Raw genomic sequence first — 23,285 nt, forward strand, 5'->3', positions numbered from 1 at the left:
GATGAAGCAGCACACCCCGACCGGGTTCGCCACCGGACACCAGTTCCTCGAAGGCCTCCGCTGGCACGACGGTGCCCTCTGGGCCAGCGACTTCTTCGCCGGCACGGTGCTGACCTTCGCCCCCGACGGGGACGCCGCGACGGTCGCCCGGGTCCCGGGCGCGCCGTCGGGGCTGGGGTTCCTGCCCGACGGCACCCCGCTGGTGGTCTCGCAGGGCGACGCGACGATCCAGCGGATCGGGACGGACGGCACGCTGAGCACCTACGCCGACTTCAGCGCCATCGCCGGAGGTCCCGGCAACGACCTGCTCGTCACCTCCGACGGGCACGCCTACGCCGGCAACTTCGGGTTCGCCGTCGGGACCGAGGACCCCCGGCCGACGGCGCTGGCCCATGTCGACCCGCACGGCGCCGTCCGGCGGGTCGAGGGCGACGTCCTGTTCCCCAACGGCATGACGCTGGCCCCCGACGGGCGCCTCCTGCTCGCCGAGACCTTCCTGCACCGGATCACCGCCTACGACCGCGCACCCGACGGGACCCTGTCGAACCCGCACGTCTGGGCGCAGCTCCCCGAGACGTTCATGCCGGACGGCATCGCGCTCGACACCGAGGGCGGGGTGTGGTTCGGCAACGCGCTCACCACGGGCGACGACGCCGGCTTCTACCGGGTGGTCGAGGGCGGCGAGCTCACCGACAAGGTGGCCGTGACCGGGGCGCAGGCCGTCGCGTGCGCGTTCGGCGGCGACGACCTCGCCACCCTGTACCTGAGCTGCAACGCCACCACACTCGAGGAGTTCGTCCAGGGCCGGTCGACGGGTGAGATCGCCACCGCGTCGGTGGGACGGCAGGGCGTGCCCGCCTGAGACCCGGCCGGGCAGGAGCGTTCGGCCGGGACGGCTGTACCAACTCAACCGCCCCGGCCTGGCCCTCGCACCGCCCCGGGGTCGATGCTCGGGATGCGGCGCGTCTGCCCGCTGCACGGGCGCCCAAACGCCGGTCCGGGGCCGCTAGAGGGAGTCGATGTCCTGGGGACGCTCGGCGACGGTGCGGGCCAGGCGCGCCAGCTTCACGTTGATGTCCTGCGAGGTCCGGCGCAGCAGGTCGAACGCCTCGTCGGCGTCCAGCCCGCGGCGGGCCATCAGGATGCCCTTGGCCTGACCGATGACGTCACGGGTCTCGATCGCCGTCCGCAGATGTGCCTGCTTGAGCTCCGCGGCCGAGATCGCGTCGGTGGTCGCCAGCGCGAGCGAGGCGTAGCCGGCCAGGATGGTCAGGCGGTCGAGGTCGGCGCGGCCGAAGGCCTGCGGCTCGGAGGCGTACACGTTGAGCGCCCCCGGCAGCCGGGGCGGCCGGGCGTCGGGGAGCAGCTCGACCGCGGCCACCGAGAGGAACCCGTGACCCACCGCGGTCCCGGCCAGCTCGGGCCACCGCTCCTCGCGCCGCAGGTCGTCCGACACCGCGGACGCGGGGCCGTCCTCCCGGGCGGCGTCGACGCAGGGACCGCGACCACTGCGGTACTGCACGACGTCGATCTCCTCGGCCGGCCCGCCGGTGGACGCCGGTGTGTAGTAGTGGCCTTCGTCGTCGCGCATCGTCACGCTCGCCATCGCCGCCACGGGCACGACGCGTGTCACGGCGTCGAGCACCCGGTCCAGCACCTCGGCGACCGTCGCGCAGTCCAGCAGCGCCGGTGCGAGACGCCGGAACTGGTCGACGACGTCGGCGTCGTCGACCGTGGCGGCGTACGGGGTGGGGGACGCGCCGTCGGTGCTGCGCTCCGACTCGTCCGGCGTCCCGATCGGCTCTGGCCGTGTCAACTCCACCCGTCGGGGTGACCCGTCGTGGGCGCGGATAAACCCCGCGAGGCGATGCCGCCGTACGCGTCCGCCCATCGCATTGCGCCCGGTCCCGTAGCTGCGCGGACGCGGGCGTCCGTCGAGCCCGACCGCTTGACGCCCCCTCCTCGGACTCCTAGCCTAACTGAAGTCAATTCATCTGGACTCGCTACGTTGTGCCGACGGGGGGACCATGGACGAGCCGCGGACCGCATCCCGGGCCGATCTCCTGGTCCTCGGCGGCGGCATGGCGGGCCTGTCGGCGGCGGCGCGTGCCGCCGGGCACGGGCTGCGGGTGGTCCTGGTCGACCGCGCCCCGGACCTGGGCGGGTCCGCGCGGTACGCCGGCTACCTGTGGACGGCCGCCACCCCCGAGGTCATGGCGGAGGTCAACCCCGGCGGCTCCCCCGAGCTGCGGGACGCCGTGGTCGCGGGGTTCCCCGCAGCTCTCGACTTCGTCCGTGGTCTCGGGGTCGACCTCGGGCCCGCGGTGCCCGTGCTGCGCTACGGCACCGGCCACCGGGTCGACACCGGCGCGTTCGTCGCCGCCTGCCGCCGACGCGTCGCGGGTGCCGGTGAGATCCTCCTGGGCGCCCGCACCCAGCGGCTGCTGACGCACCCCACCGGCCGCGTCGACGGCGCACGGATCGTGACCGCGGACGGCACCCGGCAGGACGTCACCGCGACGACGACGCTGCTCGCCACCGGCGGGTTCCCCGCCGACCCGGACCTGCGGGCCGAGCTCGTGCACCCGCGGGCCCGCGACATCGCCGCACGGTCCACCCCGTGGAGCACCGGGGACGGCCTGCGTCTCGCGACGGCCGCCGGCGCCCGGGTCACCGGCTCCGGCGGCGGCTTCTACGGCCACCTCGTGCCGGCCGGCGTCCAGCTCACGCCCGAGCTGTACGTCGAGGCGGCCCTGTACTACAGCGAGCACGCCCTGCTGTTCAACCTCGCGGGCGACCGGTTCGTCGACGAGAGCCTCGGGGACCACCTGACCACGATCGCGCTGGTGGACCAGCCGGAGTGCCGGGGCCTGCTGGTGACCGACGCCCGTGGTCACCGCGAACGCGTCCGGGCGCCCTACGTGGCAGGCGGCCCGGCGAACGACAAGTTCGAGCTGGCCCGGCGGCGCGGCGCCCGCTGCGTGGTGGCCGGGTCGGCGGAGGACTTCGCCCACGTGCCGCCGGAGTGGGGCTACGACGGTCCGCGGATCGCGGCCGAGATCGCCCGGCTCGCCTCCGGCGGGCGCCCGAGCCCGGCGCGGTCGGTCCTGCCCCGCCCGCTGGACGAACCGCCGTACTACGTCGTCGAGGCGACCGCGGCGATCACCTTCCCGTTCGCCGGGATCGACACCGACGGACGCGGGCGGGTCCGGTCCTCCGGCGGCGGTGTGATCGACGGGCTGTACGCCGCGGGCGCGGACGTGGGCGGCCTCTACCGCAACGCCTATGCGGGCGGGCTCGCACCGGCCGTCGTCCTCGGGCTCGCCGCCGCGGACGCCGCCCGCCGGCGGACCGGCCTCCCACCGGGCACCGCCCCGCACTGACCGCACCATCACCCCGGATCCCTCCAGCGCGCAAAGGAGCGCCATGTCGAGCACGACCTCCCAGGACGCCGCCCGGATCGGTCGCCGGGCCAGTACGGCCGCGGCCGTCGGCACGGCCATCGAGTACTACGACTTCGCCATCTACGGCTACCTCGCGGTGGTGCTCGCCCCGCTGTTCTTCCCCTCCCAGGACGGGCTCATCGGGGTCCTGGCGACGCTGACGGTCGTGGCCAGCGGCTTCCTCGCCCGGCCCATCGGTGGGCTGTTCTTCGGCCGCCTGGGTGACCGCCGCGGTCGCCGCACGGTACTGATGGTCACCGTCGCCGTGATGGGCGTCGCCACCGTGCTCACCGGGCTCCTGCCCACCTACGCACAGGTCGGGGTACTCGCCCCGATCCTCCTCACGGTGCTGCGGATCGGGCAGGGCTTCTCCGCCGGTGGCGAGATCGGAGGGGCGGCCTCGCTGGCCACCGAATCCGCCCCGTCGCGACGACGGGGCCTGTTCGGATCGGCCACCTCGGTGGGCATCGCGCTCGGTCTCGCCGGGGCGGCGGCCGTCGTGGGCACCGTGACCGCGCTGACCACGCCCGAACAGCTGGCGGCCTGGGGATGGCGCATCCCGTTCCTCATCGCCGGGCCGCTGCTGGTCGGCGCGGTCCTGTACCGGATGCGGGTCGAGGACTCGCCGCTGTTCCAGCAGATGATCGACACCTCCGAGCCGCCCAAGGCGCCCATCACCGAGGTCGTGCGCGACCACCGGCGGTCGGTGTTCGGTGTGATCGGCGTCGCCTACGCGACGATGACGGCCGGCGGGCTCAGCTCGGTCTACCTGCTCGTCCACCTCTCGGCCGTGCTCGGGTACTCGCTCACCGGGGCGCTGTGGCTGATCGTGCTCATCGTGCTGCTCCCGATCGGGCTCATCCCGTGGGCGGGCGCGCTGAGCGACCGCTTCGGCCGGCGGACCGTCCTGACCGCCGGACTCGTCGGTTTCGCCGTACTCGCGGTGCCCTGCTACTGGGTGATGCAGCAGGGGTCGATCGGGCTGGCCGTCGTGGCCGCCCTCGTGCTGAACGTGCCGTTCGGGATCTGCCAGGGCGTGATCTACACGCTCTACTCGGAGCTGTTCCCCACCCGGGTCCGCTACACGGGTGTCTCGATCGGGTTCAACATCGGTGGTGTCATCGGGTCCGGACTGGTGTCGGTCATCGCGACCTCGCTCGTGTCACTGAGCGGCAACACCCTGGCCCCGGCGTTCTACCTGGTGTTCGCCGCGCTCGTCGGACTCGGCGTGATCGCGGTCCTGCGGGAGACCTCGGGAGGCACCCTCGCCGAGGACGCAACCGGCCGGGCCGCGGAGCCGGCGTGAGCCTGCCGATGGCGGGTCGCAGAGTGGTCGTCACCGGCGCCGGGAGCGGTATCGGGCGCTCCGTCTGCGACCGGCTCGGCGCCGCAGGTGCCTCCGTGGCCGGCCTGGACCTCGACGGCGACGCCCCGGCGGTCGGCGGGCGCCGGCACATCGGGTGCGACGTCCGCGACGAGGACGCGGTGACGCGGGCGTTCGACCGGGCGGCGCGCGAGCTGGGCGGGATCGACGGCCTGGTCACCTGCGCCGGCGTCACCGACGGGACGCCGACCGGCGAGACCACGCTCGCCACCTGGGAGACGGTCGTCGGCGTCAACCTGACCGGCACGTTCCTCGCCGTGCGCGCCGCAGCGGGTCACCTCGTCCGGGCGGGCGGGGGCGCCGTCGTCACCGTCGGCTCGGTCGCGTCGCTGGTGGCGGCGGGCCGGTCGGCGGCCTACGACGCGTCGAAGGGCGGCGTCCTGGCCCTCACCCGGTCGATCGCCACGGAGTACGCCGACCGGGGTGTGCGGGCCAACTGCGTCTGCCCCGGCCCGGTCGGGACCGGGCTCGCCCGCAACAGCACCCGGCACCCGGGGCTCGCCCCGGAGTCCCGTACCGGCGTGCCGGGCCGGGTGACGCCGCCACAGGCCCGTACCGCCGAGCCGCGGGAGGTCGCCGACGTGGTGGTGTTCCTCCTGAGCGACGCCGCCGCCTTCGTCACCGGGGCGGCCGTCCCGGTCGACGGCGGGTACACCGCGATATGACCGACCACCACCGATCACCTCAGGAGCCACCGTGCGTGCCTACCGGATGACGGCGACGGGGACGGCCCGGCTCGTCGAGCTGCCGCCCCCGCCGATCGGTCCCGACCAGGTCCGGCTGCGGGTCCTCGCCGCGGGCGTCTGCCACAGCGACCTGCACGTCCTCGACGCGCCGGCCGCGATGTGGGAGCCCCCGTTCACCCTCGGGCACGAGATCTGCGGGACGGTCACCGATCTCGGCGCCGGGACCGACCCGGGACTGCTCGGCCGGCAGGTGGTCGTGCACGCCCCGTACGGCTGCGGGCGCTGCCGCCGGTGCGCCTCGGGGGCCACGAACGACTGCGACCGCCGCCGGGAGCTACCGGCGGGGCTCGGGCTCGGCGTCGACGGCGGGATGGCCGACGAGATCGCCGTCGACGCGGCCCGGCTGGTCGACGCCGACGGGCTCGACCCCGCCGAGGCGGCGGCGCTCACCGACGCCGGCCTGACGTCGTACCGGGCGGTGGCCGGCTCGGTGGACCTCCTGGGCGGTCCCGGGGCGGTCGCGGTCGTGGTCGGGGTCGGCGGGCTCGGGCACCTGGCCGTCGGCGTGCTGCGCGCCCTGACCGGCGCCCGGGTCGTGGCGGTGGACACCCGCGCCGCGGCGCTCGACCTCGCCCGCGAGTGCGGCGCACACGCGGTCTGCGGGCCGGCCGAGGTGGCGTCCGTGGTGGACGTCGTCTCCGACGGGCGCGGCGCGGACGTCGTGCTGGACTTCGTCGGCGCCCAGGCGACCCTGGACGGGGCCGGGCCGCTGCTGCGCACCGCGGGCGAGCTGGTGGTCGTCGGCGGGGCGGGGGGCGTGCTGCCGGTGAGCAAGCCGGGGCCGCTGCCGTCCGGGGCCCGGCTGCGCCTGCCGTTCTGGGGGTCGCGCGACGAGCTGGTCGCGACCGTCGGCCTGGCCCGGGAGGGCCGGATCCGCTCCCGGACGACCACCTACCCGCTCTCCGACGTGACCCGCGCGCTGGACGACCTGCGCGCCGGGCGGGTGCTCGGGCGGGCCGTGCTCGTGCCCGACCGGCCCGGGCCGGACCCCGCCACCGGTCAGCGGGCCGACCACCCGCCGTCGACCACCAGCTCCGACCCGGTCGTGTAGCCGGACTCGCGGCTCAGCAGGAACGCGACCGCGGCGGCGACCTCCTCCGGCCGCCCCAGCCGGCCCATCGGGGTGTTCGCCAGCATCGCCCGGTGCCGGTCGGTGCCGGCGAAGCGACCGAGGAGCTGGTCGGTGCCGACGAAGCCGGGGACGACCGCGTTGACCCGCACCCCGGCCCCGGCCCAGTGCAGGGCGGCGTTGCGGGTCATCGACCGGACCGCTCCCTTGGCCGCGGCGTAGGCGAAGCTGTTGCCGAGGCCGCCGGTGGTGCCCAGGATCGACCCCACGTTGACGATCGATCCCCCGCCGGACCGCTCGATGACCGGCCCGCAGTGCCGCATGCCCAGCCATGTGCCGAGCTGGTCGACGGCCACGACCTCGTCCCACCGCGTGCGGGACTCGTCGACCACGGTGCCGAGGCTGCCGATCCCGGCGTTGTTCACCAGCCCGGTGAGCGGTCCCGCGCCGGCCACGACGCGCTCCCAGCCGCTCTCGGAGGAGACGTCGAGCGCCGCCGTCCGGGTCCGGCCGCCCAGACGCCCGGCGAGCGCGACGCAGCCGGCCTCGTCGACGTCGGTCAGCACGACCTCCGCCCCCTCGCCGACCAGCCGCTCGGCGACGGCCGCGCCGAGACCACCGGTCGCCCCGGTCAGCAGCACCGTCGAGCCCTCGAACCGACGCTCGGTCATCCGTTCCCTCCGCACGCTTGACACACAACCTGAACTGATATTGGTTCAAGGTATGCTCATCGACGAGGCACTGTCCACCACCCGAGCCGTGCGCCGGAGACTGGACACCACGCGCGACGTCCCGGTGGCACTCGTCCGGGAGTGCGTCGCGCTGGCGATGCAGGCCCCGGCCGGGTCGGCGGTGGCGCGGACCCGGTTCGTGGTCGTCCGGGACGGGGAACGTCGCCGGGCGGTCGCCCGGATCTACTCCGAGGTCTACCGCGACAGCTACCGGGAGTCGGCCGGGTACATCGGCCGGGTCTCCCGCGCCGATCCCGCCGAGCAGCGGATGCAGGAGCGGACCGCGCGCTCGGCCGACGCCCTCGAACGCGCCCTGCACGAGGTCGGGACGATCGTGATCGGCTGTCTGGACGGGGCACGGCTGGACGGGGCGTCGGCGATGACGAGCAGCTCGCTGCTCGGCGGGGTGCTCCCGGCGATGTGGAGCTTCATGCTGGCCGCCCGCGCCCGCGGCCTCGGCACCTGCTGGACGACGATGCACCTGGCGCGCGAACGGGACGTCGCCGAGATCCTGGACATCCCCTTCGACCGGGTGCAGCAGGTCTGCCTCACGCCGCTGGCGTTCACCGTCGGAACCGACTTCCGGCCGGCCGTCCGCCCCGGACCCGACGAGGTCGTGCACTGGGACGGCTGGAACACGGGCCGACCAGGTCCGGAACCGGTCCGAGGGCTGCTGGACCCCGACCGGCCGGACCCGACCCCTTGACACGACCAGATCGGTCACGCAACCTTAACTGAGTTCAATTCAACTACGGAGGACGGCATGACGGTCGAGGACGACATCCAGTTCGAGCGTGACGGTCACGTGGCGCGGATCTGGCTCAACCGCCCCCACAAGCGCAACTGCATCACGGTCCCGATGCTGCACCGGCTCGACGAGATCATCACCGAGATCGAGGCGGACCCGGAGCTGCGGGTGGCCGTCGTGCGCGGGCGCGGCAACACCTTCTCCTCCGGCTTCGACCTCGACAGCCTGCAGGCGGACTTCATCGGGACGAGCACCGCGATGGACGTCGCCGTCGTCTCGGCGAAGGTCTGCGACCGGCTCTACAACATGTCCACGCCGTCGGTGGCGGTCCTGGAGGGCTACGTCACCGCGGGCGGGTTCGAGGTCATGATCTCCTGCGACTTCGCGATCGCCGAGGACACCGCGCAGATCGGTGACTTCCACATCCGCCGCGCCCTGTTCGGCGGCGCCGGCCCGATCTACCGGCTGCCGCGGATGCTCGGCATCCGCAAGACCAAGGAGCTGATGCTCACCGGCAAGCTGCTCAGCGGCACCGAGGCCGCGGACTTCGACCTGGTGAACGCCAGCGCTCCCGCGGACGAGCTCGACGCGACCGTGGAGGAGTTCATCAGCCACCTGACGGACAAGAGCCCGTTCCAGATGAAGCTGACCAAGATGGCGGTCGACCGCGGCCTCGACGCCGACATCGCGTCCCTCATGGTGCTCGAGCACCTCGCGGTCGGCGTCACCCTGAACTCCGACGACGCCGCCGAGGGCGTCGCCGCGTTCCTGGAGAAGCGCGAGCCCAAGTGGACGGGCCGCTGACCCGCACGCGAGTGGTGTCGGCGGTCCGGCGCACCGCGCTGGTCGTCGGCGCCCGTGTCCCGGTGGACCGACCTCGAGGAGGAGGACAGCGATGCCCCGGACCCACACCCCGGCGGACGCCGATCCGCAGCTCGCCGCCCGGGTGCGCGCCGAGCTCGGCGCGGGCGCCGCAGGCCCCCTGACGGCGCTCGAGGGCGGCCGCTCGGGCCTGACCTACCGCATCGACGCCGGCGGGATGCCGCTGGTGGTCAAGGCGGTGCCGCCCGGCCGCGAACCGGTCGGGCGCCACGACGTCCTGCGCCAGTCCCACGTGCTCTCGGCGCTGGCCGGCAGCGGGGTACCGGTGCCGGCCGTCGTCGCCCACGGCGACGAGGCACCGGCCTGGTTCGCGATGGAGTTCGCGCAGGGTACGGCGTCCGAGCCCGTCCTCGAGCCGTCCGACACCGATCACGTGCTCGGCCGGCTGCGGATGCTCGCGGCCGCGCGTGTCCTCGGGGCGCTGCACGCCGTCCCGGTCGACGGGCTCGTCGCGGGGGTCGTCCGGGCCGGCGGCGTCCGGCCCGAGGTCGCCGGGCCGGCCGACGAGCTCGCCCGCTGGACGCGGACGATGCACGCGGTCCCGGCCGGGATCCGCCCGGGAGCGGCGGAGCTCCTCGACCGGCTCGCCGCGACCGTGCCCGAGCCCGCTCCCCCGGTGCTCGTGCACGGCGACTTCCGGCTCGGCAACCTGCTGTGCACCGGCACCACGCCCACCGCGCTGGTGGACTGGGAGATCTGGGGGCTGGGCGACCCGCGCGTCGACCTCGGCTGGTTCGGGGTGTTCACCGACGGCGCGCTGTTCCCGGGCGTCGGCGGTGTCGTCTCGGGCCTCCCGGACGAGGACGAGCTCGACGACGCCTACCGGGCCGCCCGCGGCGACGACGGCGGCACCGCCGCCGGCACGACCTGGTTCCGCGCGCTCGGGCGGCTGAAGATGGCCGCGATCATGGGGCACAACCTGCGCCGGCACCGCGAGGGCCGCCACCACGACCCGGTCCAGGAGCAGCTGCCGCCCACGATCCGCGCGCTCATCGGCTCGGCCGCCGCCCTGCTCGACCGGAGCCCGTCGTGACCGCCGAAGGCCGGGCCCCCGCCCCGGCGGAGCTGTTCGACCTGACCGGCCGGACCGCCGTCGTCACCGGTGCGTCCTCCGGGCTGGGCGCACGGTTCGCGCGCGTGCTCTCCGCGGCGGGCGCGACCGTCGTCGTCGCCGCGCGGCGGGCCGGGCGCCTGGCCGAGGTCGCCGACGGCGACGACCGCCTGCACCCGGTGGTCGCCGACGTCGCCGACGGGGCCGACCGGGAGAACCTGATCGAGGCGGCGCGGGCGCTCGGCTCGGGGACGGTCGACGTCCTGGTCAACAACGCCGGCGTCGAGGGCTCCGGCCCGCCGGCCGAGGAGACCGCCGCCGGTTTCGCCGGGGTGCTGGACACCAACCTCGTCGCCCCCTTCCACCTGTCCCAGCTCGCCGCCCGGCACCCGGGGCCGGACGGCCTGTCCATCGTGAACATCGGCTCGGTGCTCGGGCTCGTGTCGGCCGCGCCGCTCGGCGGTGCGAGCTACGCCGCCTCCAAGGCCGGGCTCCTCGGGCTCACCCGCGAGCTGGCCGGCCACTGGGGCGGCGACCGGGTCCGGGTCAACGCGCTGGCCCCGGGCTGGTTCGCGACCGAGATGAACACCGACCTGTTCGCCGACGAGCGGTCCGTCCGCTGGATCGGGAGGAACACGATGCTGCGACGTCCCGGACGTCTGCACGAGCTCGACACCGCCCTGCTGTTCCTGGCGACGCCGGCGAGCTCCTACCTGACCGGTCAGGTCCTGACCGTCGACGGGGGGTGGACCGCCCGATGACGCCGACCGCCCCGCCGAGCCGCGCCGAGCTCGAGGAGTTCCGCCGTACCGCCCGCGCCTGGGTCGCCGGGCACCTGCCCCCGCGCCGCGAGCGCCACGACCGCTCGGTGGCCGTGTTCCACGATCTGCCGCACGAGCAGGAACGGGCCCTGATCGCACGCGTCCAGGACTGGACGCGGACCCGGTACGACGCCGGGTACGGCGCTCTGACCTGGGCCGTCGAGGACGGCGGCGCCGGGCTCAGCGACCTGCACGAGGAGGTGTTCGCCGAGGTCGAGCGCGAGTTCGAGACCCCGGGCCAGCACGAGCTCACCTCGGTCAGCACCGCACTCGTCGCCCCGACCGTGCGCCTGTTCGGCACGCCGGCCCAGCGCGAGCTGCTGGTCACCCCGCTGCTGCGCGGCGACGAGCTGGCCTGCCAGCTGTTCTCCGAGCCCTCGGCGGGCTCCGACCTCGCCGGGCTCGGCACCCGGGCCGTCCGCGAGGGCGACGGCTGGGTCGTCAACGGGCAGAAGGTCTGGAGCTCGGGGGCGCAGTTCGCCGGCTGGGGCGAGCTGATCTGCCGCACCGACCCCGACGCCGTCAAGCACCGCGGCCTCACCGCGTTCCTGCTCCCGATGGACACCCCCGGCGTCGAGGTCCGGCCGCTGCGCCAGATGTCGGGCGGGACGTCGTTCTGCGAGGTGTTCCTCGATGACGTCCGCATCCCCGACACGCTGCGCCTCGGCGAGGTCGGCGGCGGGTGGGGCGTCACCCTGGCCACCCTGGGTTTCGAACGCGGCCACTCGGGCGCGAACGCCGACCTCGGCGGCGGGTTCGCCGACCTGCTCGGCGACGCGCGGGCGCTGGGCCGGACCGACGATCCCGACGTCCGCCGGATCCTCGGCGAGGTCTGGGTCGCCGAGCGGATCGCCGAGCTCTCCGCCCAGCGCGACCGCGAGGCCAGGCTGGCCGGCACCGACGTCGGAGCCGTCGGCTCGCTGCGCAAGCTCGTCTGGGCCCAGCGGCTGGCGCTCGTGTCCGACGCCGCCGCGCAGGTCCTCGGTCCGAGGCTGGTCGCCGACGCCGGGGACGGCACCCACCGCTGGGTCGAGCACGTGCTCGGCGCACCGGGCTACCGGATCGCCGGGGGCTCCGACGAGGTGCAACGCACGATCATCGCCGAGCGGCTGCTCGGCCTCCCGCCGGAACCCCGCGCCGACCGCGGTGTGGCATGGAAGGACGTCCCCCGATGAGCACCACCGCGACGGGCAGCACCGTCACCGAGGCCGTCGCACGGGCCCGCGCCGCAGGCGCCCCGCTGACCGGGCGGAGGGCGCTGGTCACCGGCGGCTCACGCGGCCTGGGCCGGGAGATCGCGATCGCGTTCGCCGCCGCGGGTGCGGACGTCGCGATCGTCTCCCGGAAGAAGGACGCCTGCACCGGGCTGGCCGCCGAGCTGGCCGAGGCCACCGGGCGGCGGGTGACCGGGCACGGCGCGCACGTCGGCGAGTGGGACCGGCTGGACGGTCTGCTCGACGAGGTCGAGGACGGCCTCGGGCCGGTCGACGTCCTGGTCAACAACGCCGGGATCGCGCCGGTGTACCCGAGCCTGCACGGCGTCACCGAGGAGCTGTTCGACAAGATCGTCTCGGTCAACCTCAAGGGCCCGTTCCGGATGATGGCCGTCGCCGGCAGGCGGATGGCCGCACGGGGCGGCGGCGCGATGCTGAACATCTCCTCCATGGCCTCGGGCCGCCCCACCGCCGGCGACCTCCCCTACGCCGCGGCCAAGTCGGCGCTCAACACGCTCACCGCGGGGTTCGCCCAGGAGTACGGCCCGACGGTCCGGGTCAACACCATCGTGGCCGGGCCGTTCCGCACCGACATCAGCGCCTCCTGGGACATGGCGGCCGTCGACGAGATGGCCCGGAGCTGGCCGTCGCGGCGGGTCGGCGAACCGTCCGAGATCGTGGGCGCCGCCCTCTACCTGTGCGGGCCCACGGCGAGCTACACGACGGGCAGCCTGCTGGCCGTCGACGGCGGACGGCTGGCCGCGCCGTGACGTTCGTGGACGACGGGCTGCTGACCGACACCCCCGACGGCCCGGCACTGCTGGGCAGCCGGTGCACCGACTGCGGGGCCCACACCTTCCCCCGCCAGACCGGCTGCCCGCGCTGCTCCGGCGACCGGATGGCCGACGTGCCGCTGCACCGCACGGGGACCCTGTGGACCTGGACCGTGCAGGGGTTCCGGCCCAAGCCGCCCTACACCGGGACCGCGGGCCACGAGCCCTACGGCGTCGGCTACGTCGAGCTCGACGGGCAGCTGCTGGTCGAGGCCCGTCTCACCGAGTCCGACCCGGCCCGGCTGCGGATCGGCATGCCGATGGAGCTCGCGATCGTCCCGTTCCGGCAGGCCGACGACGGACCGACGCACACCTTCGCCTTCGCCCCCGCGGGAGACCTCTCATGACCGGAGTCGCGATCATCGGGGCCGGGATGCACCGGTTCGGCCGCACCGAGGGCGTTCCGGGGCGGGCGCAGGCCGTGCACGCCGCGCGCGCGGCGCTCGCCGACGCCGGCCTCCGGTTCTCCGACATGGGTTTCGGCTTCGGGGGCTCGCACTCGGCCGGCGACGCCGACACGCTCGTGTCCGAGCTCGGGCTCACCGGCCTGCCGTTCATCAACGTCCACAACGGCTGCGCGACCGGTGGCTCCGCGCTGATCGCCGCCCAGGCCGCGATCGCCTCCGGGGCGCACGACCTCGGCATCGTCATCGGCTTCGACAAGCATCCCCGGGGCGCGTTCGACACCGACCCGGCCGACCACGGCATCGGCTCCTGGTACGGCGAGACCGGGCTCATGGTGACCACCCAGTTCTTCGGGATGAAGATCCAGCGCTACCTGCACGAGCACGACATGGAGCCGGACCTGCTCGCCCTGGTCGCGGAGAAGGCGTTCCGCAACGGGGCCGCCAACCCGATGGCCTGGCGCCGGAAGGAGCTCGACGCGGCCGAGATCGCCGCCTCGACGATGATCTCCGACCCGCTCACCCAGTACATGTACTGCTCGCCGGGCGAGGGTGCGGTCGCGCTGGTGCTGTGCCGGGCCGACCGGGCCCGCGAGCACACCGACCGCCCGGTGTTCCTGCGCGGCGCGGCGTTCCGCAGCCGGCGCTACGGCTCGTTCGAGGTCTTCTCCCCGTGGCTGGCGACCGACCGCGCCGACTCCCCCACCGTCGAGGCCGCCCGTGCCGTGTTCGAGCAGGCCGGCATCGCCCCGTCCGAGGTGGACCTCGCGCAGGTGCAGGACACCGAGTCCGGGGCCGAGCTGATGCACATGGCCGAGACCGGGCTGTGCGCCGACGGCGAGCAGGACGAGCTCATCCGGTCCGGGGCGACCGCGGTCGACGGCCGGCTACCGGTCAACACCGACGGCGGCTGCCTGGCCAACGGGGAGCCGATCGGGGCGTCGGGCCTGCGGCAGGTGCACGAGAACGTGCTGCAGCTGCGCGGCGAGGCCGGCCCCCGACAGGTCCCGGGCGGGCCGCGGGTCGGGTTCACACACGTCTACGGGGCACCGGGCATCTCCGCCTGCACGGTGCTCACACGCTGAGGAGGACCAGGTATGTCGTGGGGTTTCGAGTCCGACGAGGCATGGCAGGCCGAGCTCGACTGGGTCGAGACGTTCGTGCGGGAGCAGGTCGAGCCCGTCGACCAGGTGGTCGAGCACGCGTGGAACCCGCGTGACCCGGTCCGCAACGCGCTGATCAGACCGCTGCAGCAGCAGGTCCGGGAGCGCAAGCTGTGGGCCTGCCACCTCGGTCCGGAGCTCGGCGGCGAGGGCTACGGGCAGCTGCGTCTCGCCCTGCTGAACGAGAAGCTGGGCCGGACCCACTCCGGGCCCGTCGTGTTCGGCTGCCAGGCCCCGGACTCGGGCAACGCCGAGATCCTCGCGCACTACGGCACCGACCACCTGAAGCGGACCTACCTCGACCCGCTGGTCGAGGGCGACATCGTGTCCTGCTTCTCGATGACCGAGCCGCACGGCGGGTCCGACCCGACCGGGTTCCGGACCACCGCCCGGCTCGACGGCGACGAGTGGGTGATCAACGGCGAGAAGTGGTTCTCCAGCCACGCCCTGTTCGCCGAGTTCCTCATCGTGATGGCGGTGACCGAGCCGGACGCTCCGCCGCACCGGTCGATGTCGATGTTCGTGGTCCCGGCCGACGCGCCGGGCCTGGAACGGGTGCGCGACGTGTCGGTGTGGGGCCACGACGAGCCGGTCGGCACCCACCAGTACCTGCGCTACACCGACGTGCGGGTACCGGCCGAGAACCTGCTGGGCGGGCGGGGCGAGGGGTTCGCCGTCGCCCAGACCCGGCTCGGCGGCGGCCGCATCCACCACGCGATGCGCACCGTCGGTCTGGTGCAGTCGGCCTTCGAGATGATGAAGCGCCGTGCGGTGTCGCGCAGCAGCAAGGGCACGCGCCTGGCGGACAAGCAGCTGGTCCAGGAGATGATCGCCGACTCGTGGATCCAGCTCGAGCAGTTCCGGCTGCTCGTGCTGCGCACCGCGTGGCGGATCGACCGCTACGACGACTACAAGCGGGTCCGGGCCGACATCTCGGCGGTCAAGGCCGCGATGCCGAAGGTCCTCGCCGACATCGCCGGGCGGGCCATCCAGATCCACGGGTCGCTGGGGATCTCCCAGGAGCTCCCGTTCGGCAAGTGGGTCATGGAGTCGTTCCACATGGGACTGGCCGACGGCGCCACCGAGGTCCACAAGATCAACCTCGCGCAGGCGCTGCTGCGGGGGACCGAGCCCGACGACGGCCTCTTCCCGCCCTACATCCGGCCGACGCTGCGGGCCCGGGCCCGCGAGCGCTTCGCCGACGTGCTCGCCGAGGTCGCCGACGACGCCGAGCCCGTCCGATGACCGCGGCGCCGACCCCGGCCCCGGCCCGGGCTCCGGTCCCGACCCTGACCCCCGACGGCGACGCCGAGGCGCTGCGGGAGGTCGTCCGCGACTTCCTCGCCCGCCACGGCGACGCCGACGGGGTCCTGCACGGCCGCCCGGCCGGCCCCGAGGAGCGGCGGACGGTCTGGCGGCGGTTCGCCGGGGAGCTCGGCGCCGCGGGCCTCGACGTCCCGGAGCGCCTCGGCGGTGCCGGCGCGGGGTTCCGCGAGGTCGCCGTCGTCGCCGAGGAGATGGGCCGCTCGCTGGCCCGCCTCCCCTGGTTGTCGACGTCGGTGACGGCGCTGGGTGTGCTGGCCGGGACCGGCGAGGACGAGCTGATCGGGCGGCTGGTGTCGGGCGGGACGACGGCGGCCGTCGCGGTGCACGACGCGTCGGCCGACGCCCCGGCGCGGGCCGTCCGGACCCCGGACGGCTGGCGGGTGACCGGTCGCAAGGACCTGGTCGTCGACGGGGCCGAGGCCGACGTCCTGCTGGTCGCCGCGTCCTCGCCGGACGGGCCGGTCGTGCTCGCGGTCGACGCCGGGTCCCCCGGGACGACGGCCGCCGGGGTCCGCGCGCTCGATCCGACCCGGCCGCTCGCCGAGGTCGGTCTGGACGAGAGCCCGGCCCGGCTCGTCGCGGGCCCCGACACCGCCGCCGCGGTCCTGTCCAGGGCCCGTCACCGCACCCTCGCCGCGCTGGCCTGCGAGCAGACCGGCGGGACCGGTGCGGCCCTGGACATGGCCGTGCGGCACGCGTGCGACCGTGTGCAGTTCGGCCGGCCGATCGGGACCTTCCAGGCGGTGAAGCACCGGTGCTCGGACATGCTGGTCCAGCTCGAGGCGGCCCGGTCGGCGTCGCTCTGGGCGGCGGCCTGCGCGGCGGACGACGCGGCCGCCCTCCCGATCGCCGCCCGCACCGCCGCGCTGGTCTGCGGCCGGGCGTACACGTGGGTGGCGGCCGAGAACGTCCAGGTGCACGGTGGCATCGGGTTCAGCTGGGAGCATCCGGCCCACCTGCACGTCCGGCGTGCCGCGACCAGCCGGGTGCTGCCGGACGGCGAGCCCGCCGGCGCCGCGGCCCTGCTCGACGAGGTGCTCGGTGCCACGCGGACGTGACCCGAAGCCGGTTCGGGCGAACGGCTACGCTGGCGCGACCGCCACGCGAAAGGGGCCCGACGATGAGCATCGCCGCGCTCACCGAGCCCGACGACGGTCCCCGCTCGAAGCGGCCGGCCATCCTCGCCGCCGCCGTCGAGTGCTTCGGGGAGGTCGGCTTCGAGGCCACCCGGTGGTCCGAGGTCGCCACCCGGGTGGGCATCGGCCAGCCGGCGCTCTACCACTACTTCGAGTCCAAGACGCACTGCCTGCTGACGATCATGCGACTGGGGCTGCGCAACTCCGACGAGGCGTTCCGGGCCGCGGTCGCCGAGTCGTCGACGGCGCACGACGGGTTGCGTGCGGCGGTGCGGGCGGCCTTCGAGGTGTCACCGCAGGAGGTGCAGCAGAACCGGATCCTGCAGGCGAACATCGCGCTGCTGGCCGGTCGCCGCTCCTCGGAGCGGGAGGAGGCCGAGCGCCAGGCGTGCCGCAAGCTCGTGGCGCGCATCGAGCGCAACTGGGCCGACCTCGTGCAGCACGGCATCGACCGGGGCGAGTTCGCCCGGCACGACCCGCTGATGATGGCGCGCAGCCTGCTCGGCCTGGTCGTGAGCGTCTGGCGGTGGTACCGCCCGGACGGCTCGCTGGAGCTGCCGGCGATCGCCGGGTTCATCGGCGGCTGCTGCGTCCGCATGGTCGACGAGGGACCCTCCGGGTCCTGAGTCCGTCCGCGGGCCGAGCCCTCTTGTCCCGACCCGGGCCGGGTCGTATGTTCGTACTGAATTGAATTCAAGTCATTCTCTTCACACGCCCCCGTCGGAGAGGACGGTCGCATGGTCATCGTCGACTACTACTCCCGGCTGGACGGGGCCGAGCCGCTGCGCGGGCTCGACCTGGTCGAGCCGGACATCGAGTTCCTGATCGCGCTCCCGGGCGGGGAGGTGACGGGGTCCGGGCGTGCCGACCTCGCCGCCTACATCTCCGGGCGTCCCCCCGTCGGACGGCGTCACGGGGTGCTCCGGAGCTCGGTCGACGGCGACCTCGAGATGGTGTACGGCGTCGTGACCGAACAGGACGGTCGTCGGACCGGGGCGTTCTCCGGGGTCGCGCTCGTCTCGCCGGGCGGGTTGATCGCCCGTTACCAGGTCTTCTTCCACCCGAGCTTCTCCCTGTACCCGCAGCCGGAGGCGGCGGCGTGAGCGCGGCGACGCCGACCGTGCTGTCCCGCTGGTTCGGCACCATCGACTCCGACACCCCGGAGCGGATCCTCGACCTGATCGCACCGGGGTTCCGGTTCTCGATCGTGTTCGGCACCGGCGGCGGGGCCGCCACCGACTTCCACGGTGGGCGTGCCGAGCTGGAGGGCTATCTCGCCCAGCGCGAGAAGGGCGTGCTGACCCACCACGTCCTGTCCGAGGCCGTCGTCGGCCGGGACGAGCTGGTCCTCGGCCAGGCCCGGCGCGCCGGCGACTTCGAGTCGACCTTCGTCGCCTCGGCCCGGCTCGACGCCGACGACCGGGTCGTGGCCCTGATGATCGGTCGCTCGCCGCAGCTGGACATCGAGTCGATCTGAGCCGGCGGTACCGCCGGCCATTGCGCAAGGAGGCGTCATGTTCAATCTCGTCCTGCTCGCCGCCCGTCCACCGGAGTGGACCCACGACGAGTTCATCACCTGGTGGCGCGGCGAGCACGCGGAGATGACCTACCCGCTGCCCGGCCTGCGCGCGTGGCGCCACACGGCCGTCAGCAGCGCACTGGAGGAACGCTCCGAGGGGTGGGACGGGTTGTCGGTCCTGAGCTTCGACGACGAGGAGTCGGCCCGGGCGGCCCTGGCCAGCGACGAGTGGAAGGCCGCCGTGGCACACGTCGGGTCCATGCGGGGCAGGCGGATCGCCCTGCTCGGCGACGAGCGCGAGATGGTGCAGGGCTGAGATGCGCGCGCTGGTCACCGAACTGGACCGCCGGGCCGGGGCCGACCCCGGCCAGGTCGTCGCGATCGACGGCGCCGGCCCGCACGACCTCGCGACCACCCTCGCCGCGGCCGGAGAGCTCGCCGAGGTGCTCGCGGGCTGCACCGACCCACGCCCGACCGTCCTGCTCCAGGCCGAGAACACCTGGCGGACCGTGGTCTGCGCCCTCGCCGTCGGACGGGTGGACGGCACGCTCGCCCTGCTGAGCGGCCACGCGACCGCGCCGGAGTTCGCCGCGGCGCAGGAGGACCTGGACCCGGACGTCGCGATCACCTCACCACGGAGTGCCTCGACCTGGGACACCGGCTCGGTGGGTCCGGCACGGGCCACGGTGCTGGACGGATGGACCCTGACCGGGCGGGCGGAGACCCGGCCCGGCCGGTGGGGCGACGGCGTGGTGATCGGCCTGACCTCGGGGTCGACCGGCCGCGCGAAGGGGGTGGTCCAGACCGAGGCGGCGTTGCGCTACGCCGGGCGTGCCACCGTCGAGGCGGTCGGCCTGCGGGCGGGCGATCCGGTCGGCGCCCTGGTCCCCCTGTCCTCCGCCGCAGCCGTCTGCTTCGGGCTCTACCTGCCGCTCATGCTCGGCGGACCGATCCTGCTCGCCGAGCGCTGGAGCCCGCCGGAGGCCGTGGAGCTCCTGGCCACGCACGGGGCCCGGTGGACGATGTGCGTGCCCACGATGGCGTTGCAGATGGGGATGCAGGCTCCCGAGGCCGGGATGTTGTCGGCGATGACGGCGATGACCGTCGGCGGCGGACCGATGGACCGCGGTGCGCTCGCCCGTGCGGAGCAGCGGCTGGGCACCCGGTTCCTGCGGGTGTTCGGCATGTCCGAGTGTCTGGGCCACACGACGTCCTCGCCGTCGGACCCCGAGGAGGTGCGGCTCGGGACCGACGGTGTGCCGTTCCCGGGGACCCACCTGCGCGTCGTCGACGCCGACGGGGCCGGGGTCCCGGCGGGCACGGTCGGGCGGGCCCAGGTCCGAGGCCCGTCGCTGTTCGCCGGCTACGCCGGGGCGGGCGCGCTCGCACCGCCCGACCTGACCGCGGACGGCTACCTCACGACCGGCGACCTGATGTCCGTCGACGCCGACGGCCGGGTGTCGGTGCGCGGCCGGGAGAAGGACATCATCATCCGCGGCGGGCGCAACATCGACATCCACGAGGTGGAGAGCGCCCTCGCCCGGCACCCGTCGGTCGAGCAGGTGTGCGTGGTACCCGTCCCGGACGACGTCCTCGGGGAACGTGTGGCCGCCCTGCTCGTGACGTCACGGCCCGACATCGACCTCGACGCCGTCCGGGCACATCTGGACGCCGAGGGTCTGGCGAAGGGCAAGTGGCCCGAACACGTGCTCGTCGTGGACGCCCTGCCCCAGAACCGGGTGGGAAAGCTGTCGCGTCCGGAGGCGACCCGTCTGGCCCGTCGGCTCGCGACCCCGGCCGCGAGCTGACGGGCGCCTGCCCCCGCCTCACGTTCGGGACCCCTCCCGAGCGACGTCCGGACCATTGCCGGCATGGATCGAGCAGAATCACGCACGAGCGTCAGGTCGACGGTGGGCAGGGTGTCGGCGGCCGTCGCACTCGCCGTCGGGATCGGCGCCGGGGTCCTGGCGGCGGGGGTCACGGTCGTGACCCCCGCCGCCGGGGAGTCGGCGTCCGTCCTGGCCGGCAACGACTACTGCTGGGGATGGGGACCGGAGGGGCCGCACGCCGACCAGCACCACGGCATGCGCTACTGCGACAACGCACCGCTGGACCCCTCCCAGGTCCAGGACCGGCGATGACCGGCCACCGCTGACCCGGGTACCGCGTAGAGGTCCGCACCTCTCGTCGGGGCCCGGACCGTCGGCGGAGGACGGCGGCGGTCCCCTCGCGGGTAGGTCGTGACCGCGGACTCGGGGAAGCGGGTCGCGAACGTCGACGAGTCGACGGGGAGTGGTGGCTCGCACACGTGCCCCCTCGCGCACGTGTGCGAGCCACTGTGGCAGGGACGGGCGCGCCGATCACCGGGACGGACATCGGTGCGGCTCCGGTCCGGGGCCGATGGGGTTGCGGGACGGAGGGGGCGAGCTAGAGCGAGGTCCAGAGGGTCTCGGCGTCGACGACGCGGTGGTGCCGCCAGGTGACTGCTCGCTCCACGGCGGCGACGACACCGGCGACCGTGAGGGTCCCGAGCAGCCAGCCGGGTAGGAGCACCGGTGAGGTGAACGTCCCGACCCGGTCCGCCACCTCCGGGATCGAGGTGACCATCTCGAGCCATACGGGTGCGGCGAGGACGAGATTGACCAGCAGGATCAACACGGCGGTGACGGCGATCGCCCGGCTCGTCCGCGGGTGGTCCCGGGTCAGGGCTGCGCGACGGTACTCCAGGGTCCCCGGGGCCGGGGCCAGTCTGCGTTCCCGCCCGTCGGGGGTGACGAGATGGACCCGGGTGACGCCGTACAACCCGGCGTCGACCTCGATCCTCCCTCCGGGGACGGTGAAGGTGGCGGGCATCTCGGCCGTGCTGGTGCACTGCCCGTCCCGGTGGAGCCGGGCGCGGTGGTCCTCGGTGGTACGGGTCTCGACGGCCCAGACGGCTGGGCCGTCGGGGCCCGGCAGCGTGATCGTGTGGACGGTGCGGCTCAGTACCTGGTGGAGTCGAACGGGTCGGAGGGCCATCGTCACCTTCTCCTGTCTGCGGGCACGGGGTCCCGAGCGGGTCAGAGGCTGCATCGGGCGTCGGCCGGCGGGGTCTCGAGGTCGAGGAGGTAGGCATTGACCGCATCGTCGACGCACGTGCTGCCACCGAGGAGGTAGGCGCCGTGCTGCTTGCCGTCGACGGTGAGCAGGCTCGCGTCGAGGGTTCGCGCCATGGAGACGCTGCCCTCGTACGGTGTCGCCGGATCACCGGTGACCCCCACGACGAGCGTCTCGGGTAGGCCCTCGACCTCGGCGGGCAGCCACGGGTCGTCGCGGGTCGGTGGCGACGGCCAGCTCTCGCACTCACTGTGGTGGGTCCCCGCCGTCAGCAGGTCGATGCCGAACATCGGCGCGACGTTCGCGACCTCGCGCGCGTGCGCGGTCTGTTCCTCCGGTGTCAGGCGGGGCCAGTCCATGCAGCGCACGGCGATGTTCGTATCGATGTCCGTGGTGTAGACGCCGTCGGCGGTGCGGCTGTAGAAGCCGTCGCGCAGGGCGAGGATCTCCTCGGCCCGCCCCGCGTCGAGCGCGGTCAGAGCGGAGATCAGCGAGGGCCAGTGGGCCTCCGCCGCCAGGCCCGCGGTGATGCCGAGGTAGACGTCCCAGACGCTCACGTTCCTGCCCTCGGCGGTGGGCGCCGGCGTCCGGACCAGCGGCGCGACGATCTCGTGCAGACGCTCGTTCGCCGCCGCGGGGTCGGGGCCGAGGACACAGTCGGGTGACCGGGCGCAGAGCGCGGCGACCTCGTCGAACCGGGCCTGGGAGGCGGTGAACTGGGCGAGGCGGAGCTCGCTCGGTGTCCAGTCGGGGCCGACGGCGCTGTCGAGCACGACGGCACGGACCTTGTCGGGGTGCGCGGTGAGGTACATGGCGCCGATCTCGGAGCCGTAGCTGTAGCCGAGGTAGGTCAGCCGCTCGTCGCCGAGGACCTCCCGCATGATGTCCATGTCACGCACGACGTTCGCCGATCCGGCGTTGACGAGGTTCTCGACGCCTCCGGAGCCCTCGATGCAGCGCTGCGCGTGGTCCACCGCCTGCTCGGCGCTGGTGATGTCGTAGACGGCGCCGAACCGGGGAACGTCTCCGGCGTCGTACTCCTCGTCGGTGTAGCAGTCGAGGGCCGGGGTCGACGCTCCGATCCCGCGCGGGTCGAAGCCGACGATGTCGAAGCGCTCGGCGACGGGACCGTTCTGCCACTGGGGCAGGAAGGACGCCACGAAGCTGGTGCCGGATCCGCCGGGGCCGCCGGGGTTGACCAGCAGCGATCCCTCGGCCTCCCCCCTGGCGGGGAGACGGGTGAGGGCGAGCTGCGCCCTCTCCCCCGCCGGAGCGTCGTAGTCGAGTGGGACCTCGACCGACGCGCACTCCAGTGCGGGGTTCGCGAACAGCTCGGCGTCCGCGGCGTTGGTCGCGGTGTCCGTACAGCTGCCCCAGTCCGGTTCCTGCGTCAGGTAGGCGGCCATGTCCGCCTGCCCACCGGGATCCGGAGGGGTCGCCGACGTGCAGGCCGCCGACAGGACGAGGGGGATGACGGTGATGGCTGCGGCGAGACGCGGCACGGTCCGTCGCGATCGGTGCGGGCGTCGGCGGTACGAGGACATGTCTCTCCTGGTCGGGTCCGGGTGCGGCGGCGATGACGTTCGCCCGGGTCGACGACCCGCAGGTGTGGAAGGACCTGCCGACCGTGACCGGGATGCGCCGGACGCGAACCGCTGTGGGCTCGACGGCGGCGCGGGCCGGGTGGGTGCTACGCCCTGACCGACGCATTTTCTAGCA

25 protein-coding genes are annotated in these 23,285 nt (G+C 74.3%); 21 read left to right on the forward strand and 4 right to left on the reverse strand.

Annotated features, from left to right (window positions below; translation table 11 throughout):
- Position 1: 1 nt before the first annotated feature.
- Positions 2–862, forward strand: a complete 861-nt coding sequence (locus ND486_RS22955) for an SMP-30/gluconolactonase/LRE family protein (protein ID WP_251786555.1) — start codon at positions 2–4, stop codon at positions 860–862.
- 144 nt (positions 863–1,006) lie between these two features.
- Here ND486_RS22955 and ND486_RS22960 read toward each other — a convergent pair whose 3' ends face one another.
- Positions 1,007–1,816, reverse strand: coding sequence for a GAF and ANTAR domain-containing protein (locus ND486_RS22960; RefSeq protein ID WP_251786556.1), 810 nt, complete (start codon positions 1,814–1,816; stop codon positions 1,007–1,009).
- 211 nt (positions 1,817–2,027) lie between these two features.
- On the opposite strand from ND486_RS22960, the gene ND486_RS22965 reads away from it, so the two are divergent.
- From ND486_RS22965 to ND486_RS22980, 4 genes are read left to right on the forward strand one after another with little or no spacing between them, the layout of a single operon-like run.
- Positions 2,028–3,383, forward strand: a complete 1,356-nt coding sequence (locus ND486_RS22965) for an FAD-dependent oxidoreductase (protein WP_251786557.1) — start codon at positions 2,028–2,030, stop codon at positions 3,381–3,383.
- Positions 3,384–3,426: 43 nt separating this feature from the next.
- Positions 3,427–4,749 (forward strand): MFS transporter, encoded by a 1,323-nt coding sequence (locus tag ND486_RS22970; RefSeq protein WP_251786558.1) that lies wholly within the window; start codon positions 3,427–3,429, stop codon positions 4,747–4,749.
- Positions 4,750–4,757: 8 nt separating this feature from the next.
- Positions 4,758–5,492, forward strand: coding sequence for an SDR family NAD(P)-dependent oxidoreductase (locus ND486_RS22975; RefSeq protein WP_251786683.1), 735 nt, complete (start codon positions 4,758–4,760; stop codon positions 5,490–5,492).
- A 31-nt stretch (positions 5,493–5,523) separates the two neighbouring features.
- Positions 5,524–6,624, forward strand: coding sequence for an alcohol dehydrogenase catalytic domain-containing protein (locus ND486_RS22980; protein WP_251786559.1), 1,101 nt, complete (start codon positions 5,524–5,526; stop codon positions 6,622–6,624).
- Here the strand turns inward: ND486_RS22980 and ND486_RS22985 are convergent.
- Positions 6,573–7,313, reverse strand: a complete 741-nt coding sequence (locus tag ND486_RS22985; RefSeq protein ID WP_251786560.1) for an SDR family NAD(P)-dependent oxidoreductase — start codon at positions 7,311–7,313, stop codon at positions 6,573–6,575. The two genes, ND486_RS22980 and ND486_RS22985, sit on opposite strands and share 52 nt — an antisense overlap.
- Before the next feature lie 52 nt (positions 7,314–7,365).
- Here ND486_RS22985 and ND486_RS22990 point away from each other — a divergent pair, with 52 nt between their 5' ends.
- The 16 genes from ND486_RS22990 to ND486_RS23065 all read left to right on the forward strand — a co-directional run bounded on the left by ND486_RS22990 (position 7,366) and on the right by ND486_RS23065 (position 20,611).
- Complete coding sequence (locus ND486_RS22990) at positions 7,366–8,079, forward strand: nitroreductase family protein (RefSeq protein ID WP_251786561.1); 714 nt, start codon at positions 7,366–7,368, stop codon at positions 8,077–8,079.
- Positions 8,080–8,136: 57 nt separating this feature from the next.
- A complete protein-coding gene (locus tag ND486_RS22995; protein ID WP_073577283.1) occupies positions 8,137–8,925 on the forward strand; it encodes an enoyl-CoA hydratase/isomerase family protein in 789 nt (262 codons plus the stop codon).
- A 91-nt stretch (positions 8,926–9,016) separates the two neighbouring features.
- Positions 9,017–10,036 carry a phosphotransferase family protein gene (locus tag ND486_RS23000; RefSeq protein ID WP_251786562.1) on the forward strand — a complete coding sequence of 340 codons (1,020 nt, stop codon included), beginning with the start codon at positions 9,017–9,019 and terminating at the stop codon, positions 10,034–10,036.
- Entirely contained in the window at positions 10,033–10,815 is a 783-nt protein-coding gene (locus ND486_RS23005; RefSeq protein ID WP_251786563.1) for an SDR family oxidoreductase, read from the forward strand. Before ND486_RS23000 ends, ND486_RS23005 begins: the two co-directional genes overlap by 4 nt.
- A complete protein-coding gene (locus ND486_RS23010) occupies positions 10,812–12,050 on the forward strand; it encodes an acyl-CoA dehydrogenase family protein (RefSeq protein ID WP_073577329.1) in 1,239 nt (412 codons plus the stop codon). Before ND486_RS23005 ends, ND486_RS23010 begins: the two co-directional genes overlap by 4 nt.
- Complete coding sequence (locus ND486_RS23015) at positions 12,047–12,859, forward strand: SDR family NAD(P)-dependent oxidoreductase (RefSeq protein WP_251786564.1); 813 nt, start codon at positions 12,047–12,049, stop codon at positions 12,857–12,859. The genes ND486_RS23010 and ND486_RS23015 overlap by 4 nt, the downstream gene beginning before the upstream one ends.
- Complete coding sequence (locus ND486_RS23020; RefSeq protein ID WP_208819036.1) at positions 12,856–13,269, forward strand: OB-fold domain-containing protein; 414 nt, start codon at positions 12,856–12,858, stop codon at positions 13,267–13,269. The genes ND486_RS23015 and ND486_RS23020 overlap by 4 nt, the downstream gene beginning before the upstream one ends.
- Positions 13,266–14,411, forward strand: a complete 1,146-nt coding sequence (locus tag ND486_RS23025; protein ID WP_073577287.1) for a thiolase family protein — start codon at positions 13,266–13,268, stop codon at positions 14,409–14,411. The genes ND486_RS23020 and ND486_RS23025 overlap by 4 nt, the downstream gene beginning before the upstream one ends.
- Positions 14,412–14,423: 12 nt before the next feature.
- Positions 14,424–15,734, forward strand: a complete 1,311-nt coding sequence (locus ND486_RS23030) for an acyl-CoA dehydrogenase family protein (RefSeq protein WP_251786565.1) — start codon at positions 14,424–14,426, stop codon at positions 15,732–15,734.
- Positions 15,731–16,873, forward strand: a complete 1,143-nt coding sequence (locus tag ND486_RS23035) for an acyl-CoA dehydrogenase family protein (RefSeq protein WP_251786566.1) — start codon at positions 15,731–15,733, stop codon at positions 16,871–16,873. Before ND486_RS23030 ends, ND486_RS23035 begins: the two co-directional genes overlap by 4 nt.
- 62 nt (positions 16,874–16,935) lie before the next feature.
- Positions 16,936–17,577 (forward strand): TetR/AcrR family transcriptional regulator, encoded by a 642-nt coding sequence (locus ND486_RS23040; RefSeq protein ID WP_251786567.1) that lies wholly within the window; start codon positions 16,936–16,938, stop codon positions 17,575–17,577.
- 111 nt (positions 17,578–17,688) lie between these two features.
- Positions 17,689–18,054, forward strand: coding sequence for a nuclear transport factor 2 family protein (locus ND486_RS23045; RefSeq protein ID WP_251786568.1), 366 nt, complete (start codon positions 17,689–17,691; stop codon positions 18,052–18,054).
- Complete coding sequence (locus tag ND486_RS23050; RefSeq protein WP_251786569.1) at positions 18,051–18,428, forward strand: hypothetical protein; 378 nt, start codon at positions 18,051–18,053, stop codon at positions 18,426–18,428. The genes ND486_RS23045 and ND486_RS23050 overlap by 4 nt, the downstream gene beginning before the upstream one ends.
- 37 nt (positions 18,429–18,465) lie before the next feature.
- Positions 18,466–18,786: an EthD domain-containing protein gene (locus ND486_RS23055; protein WP_073577293.1), complete on the forward strand. Its 321-nt coding sequence runs from the start codon at positions 18,466–18,468 to the stop codon at positions 18,784–18,786.
- A 1-nt stretch (position 18,787) separates the two neighbouring features.
- On the forward strand, positions 18,788–20,278 hold the full coding sequence (locus tag ND486_RS23060) for a class I adenylate-forming enzyme family protein (protein WP_251786570.1): 1,491 nt from the start codon (positions 18,788–18,790) through the stop codon (positions 20,276–20,278).
- 102 nt (positions 20,279–20,380) lie between these two features.
- On the forward strand, positions 20,381–20,611 hold the full coding sequence (locus ND486_RS23065; RefSeq protein ID WP_251786571.1) for a hypothetical protein: 231 nt from the start codon (positions 20,381–20,383) through the stop codon (positions 20,609–20,611).
- Between the two features lie 286 nt (positions 20,612–20,897).
- Here the strand turns inward: ND486_RS23065 and ND486_RS23070 are convergent, their stop codons facing one another.
- A complete protein-coding gene (locus ND486_RS23070; RefSeq protein ID WP_251786572.1) occupies positions 20,898–21,488 on the reverse strand; it encodes a hypothetical protein in 591 nt (196 codons plus the stop codon).
- A 41-nt stretch (positions 21,489–21,529) separates the two neighbouring features.
- Positions 21,530–22,972 carry an alpha/beta hydrolase gene (locus ND486_RS23075; RefSeq protein ID WP_251786573.1) on the reverse strand — a complete coding sequence of 481 codons (1,443 nt, stop codon included), beginning with the start codon at positions 22,970–22,972 and terminating at the stop codon, positions 21,530–21,532.
- Positions 22,973–23,285 lie beyond the last annotated feature (313 nt).

It is taken from the genome of Pseudonocardia sp. DR1-2 (assembly GCF_023717215.1).
GTDB lineage: Bacteria > Actinomycetota > Actinomycetes > Mycobacteriales > Pseudonocardiaceae > Pseudonocardia > Pseudonocardia alni.

Excerpts from the sequence above, each read along its gene's own strand:
- ND486_RS22955 (WP_251786555.1), top strand. The coding sequence starts at position 2 with ATGAAGCAGCACACCCCGACCGGGTTCGCCACCGGACACCAGTTCCTC.
- ND486_RS22965 (WP_251786557.1), top strand. The coding sequence starts at position 2,028 with ATGGACGAGCCGCGGACCGCATCCCGGGCCGATCTCCTGGTCCTCGGC.
- ND486_RS22970 (WP_251786558.1), top strand. The coding sequence starts at position 3,427 with ATGTCGAGCACGACCTCCCAGGACGCCGCCCGGATCGGTCGCCGGGCC.
- ND486_RS22975 (WP_251786683.1), top strand. The coding sequence starts at position 4,758 with ATGGCGGGTCGCAGAGTGGTCGTCACCGGCGCCGGGAGCGGTATCGGG.
- ND486_RS22985 (WP_251786560.1), bottom strand. The coding sequence starts at position 7,313 with ATGACCGAGCGTCGGTTCGAGGGCTCGACGGTGCTGCTGACCGGGGCG.
- ND486_RS22990 (WP_251786561.1), top strand. The coding sequence starts at position 7,366 with ATGCTCATCGACGAGGCACTGTCCACCACCCGAGCCGTGCGCCGGAGA.
- ND486_RS22995 (WP_073577283.1), top strand. The coding sequence starts at position 8,137 with ATGACGGTCGAGGACGACATCCAGTTCGAGCGTGACGGTCACGTGGCG.
- ND486_RS23000 (WP_251786562.1), top strand. The coding sequence starts at position 9,017 with ATGCCCCGGACCCACACCCCGGCGGACGCCGATCCGCAGCTCGCCGCC.
- ND486_RS23010 (WP_073577329.1), top strand. The coding sequence starts at position 10,812 with ATGACGCCGACCGCCCCGCCGAGCCGCGCCGAGCTCGAGGAGTTCCGC.
- ND486_RS23015 (WP_251786564.1), top strand. The coding sequence starts at position 12,047 with ATGAGCACCACCGCGACGGGCAGCACCGTCACCGAGGCCGTCGCACGG.
- ND486_RS23025 (WP_073577287.1), top strand. The coding sequence starts at position 13,266 with ATGACCGGAGTCGCGATCATCGGGGCCGGGATGCACCGGTTCGGCCGC.
- ND486_RS23030 (WP_251786565.1), top strand. The coding sequence starts at position 14,424 with ATGTCGTGGGGTTTCGAGTCCGACGAGGCATGGCAGGCCGAGCTCGAC.
- ND486_RS23035 (WP_251786566.1), top strand. The coding sequence starts at position 15,731 with ATGACCGCGGCGCCGACCCCGGCCCCGGCCCGGGCTCCGGTCCCGACC.
- ND486_RS23040 (WP_251786567.1), top strand. The coding sequence starts at position 16,936 with ATGAGCATCGCCGCGCTCACCGAGCCCGACGACGGTCCCCGCTCGAAG.
- ND486_RS23045 (WP_251786568.1), top strand. The coding sequence starts at position 17,689 with ATGGTCATCGTCGACTACTACTCCCGGCTGGACGGGGCCGAGCCGCTG.
- ND486_RS23055 (WP_073577293.1), top strand. The coding sequence starts at position 18,466 with ATGTTCAATCTCGTCCTGCTCGCCGCCCGTCCACCGGAGTGGACCCAC.
- ND486_RS23060 (WP_251786570.1), top strand. The coding sequence starts at position 18,788 with ATGCGCGCGCTGGTCACCGAACTGGACCGCCGGGCCGGGGCCGACCCC.
- ND486_RS23070 (WP_251786572.1), bottom strand. The coding sequence starts at position 21,488 with ATGGCCCTCCGACCCGTTCGACTCCACCAGGTACTGAGCCGCACCGTC.
- ND486_RS23075 (WP_251786573.1), bottom strand. The coding sequence starts at position 22,972 with ATGGCCGCCTACCTGACGCAGGAACCGGACTGGGGCAGCTGTACGGAC.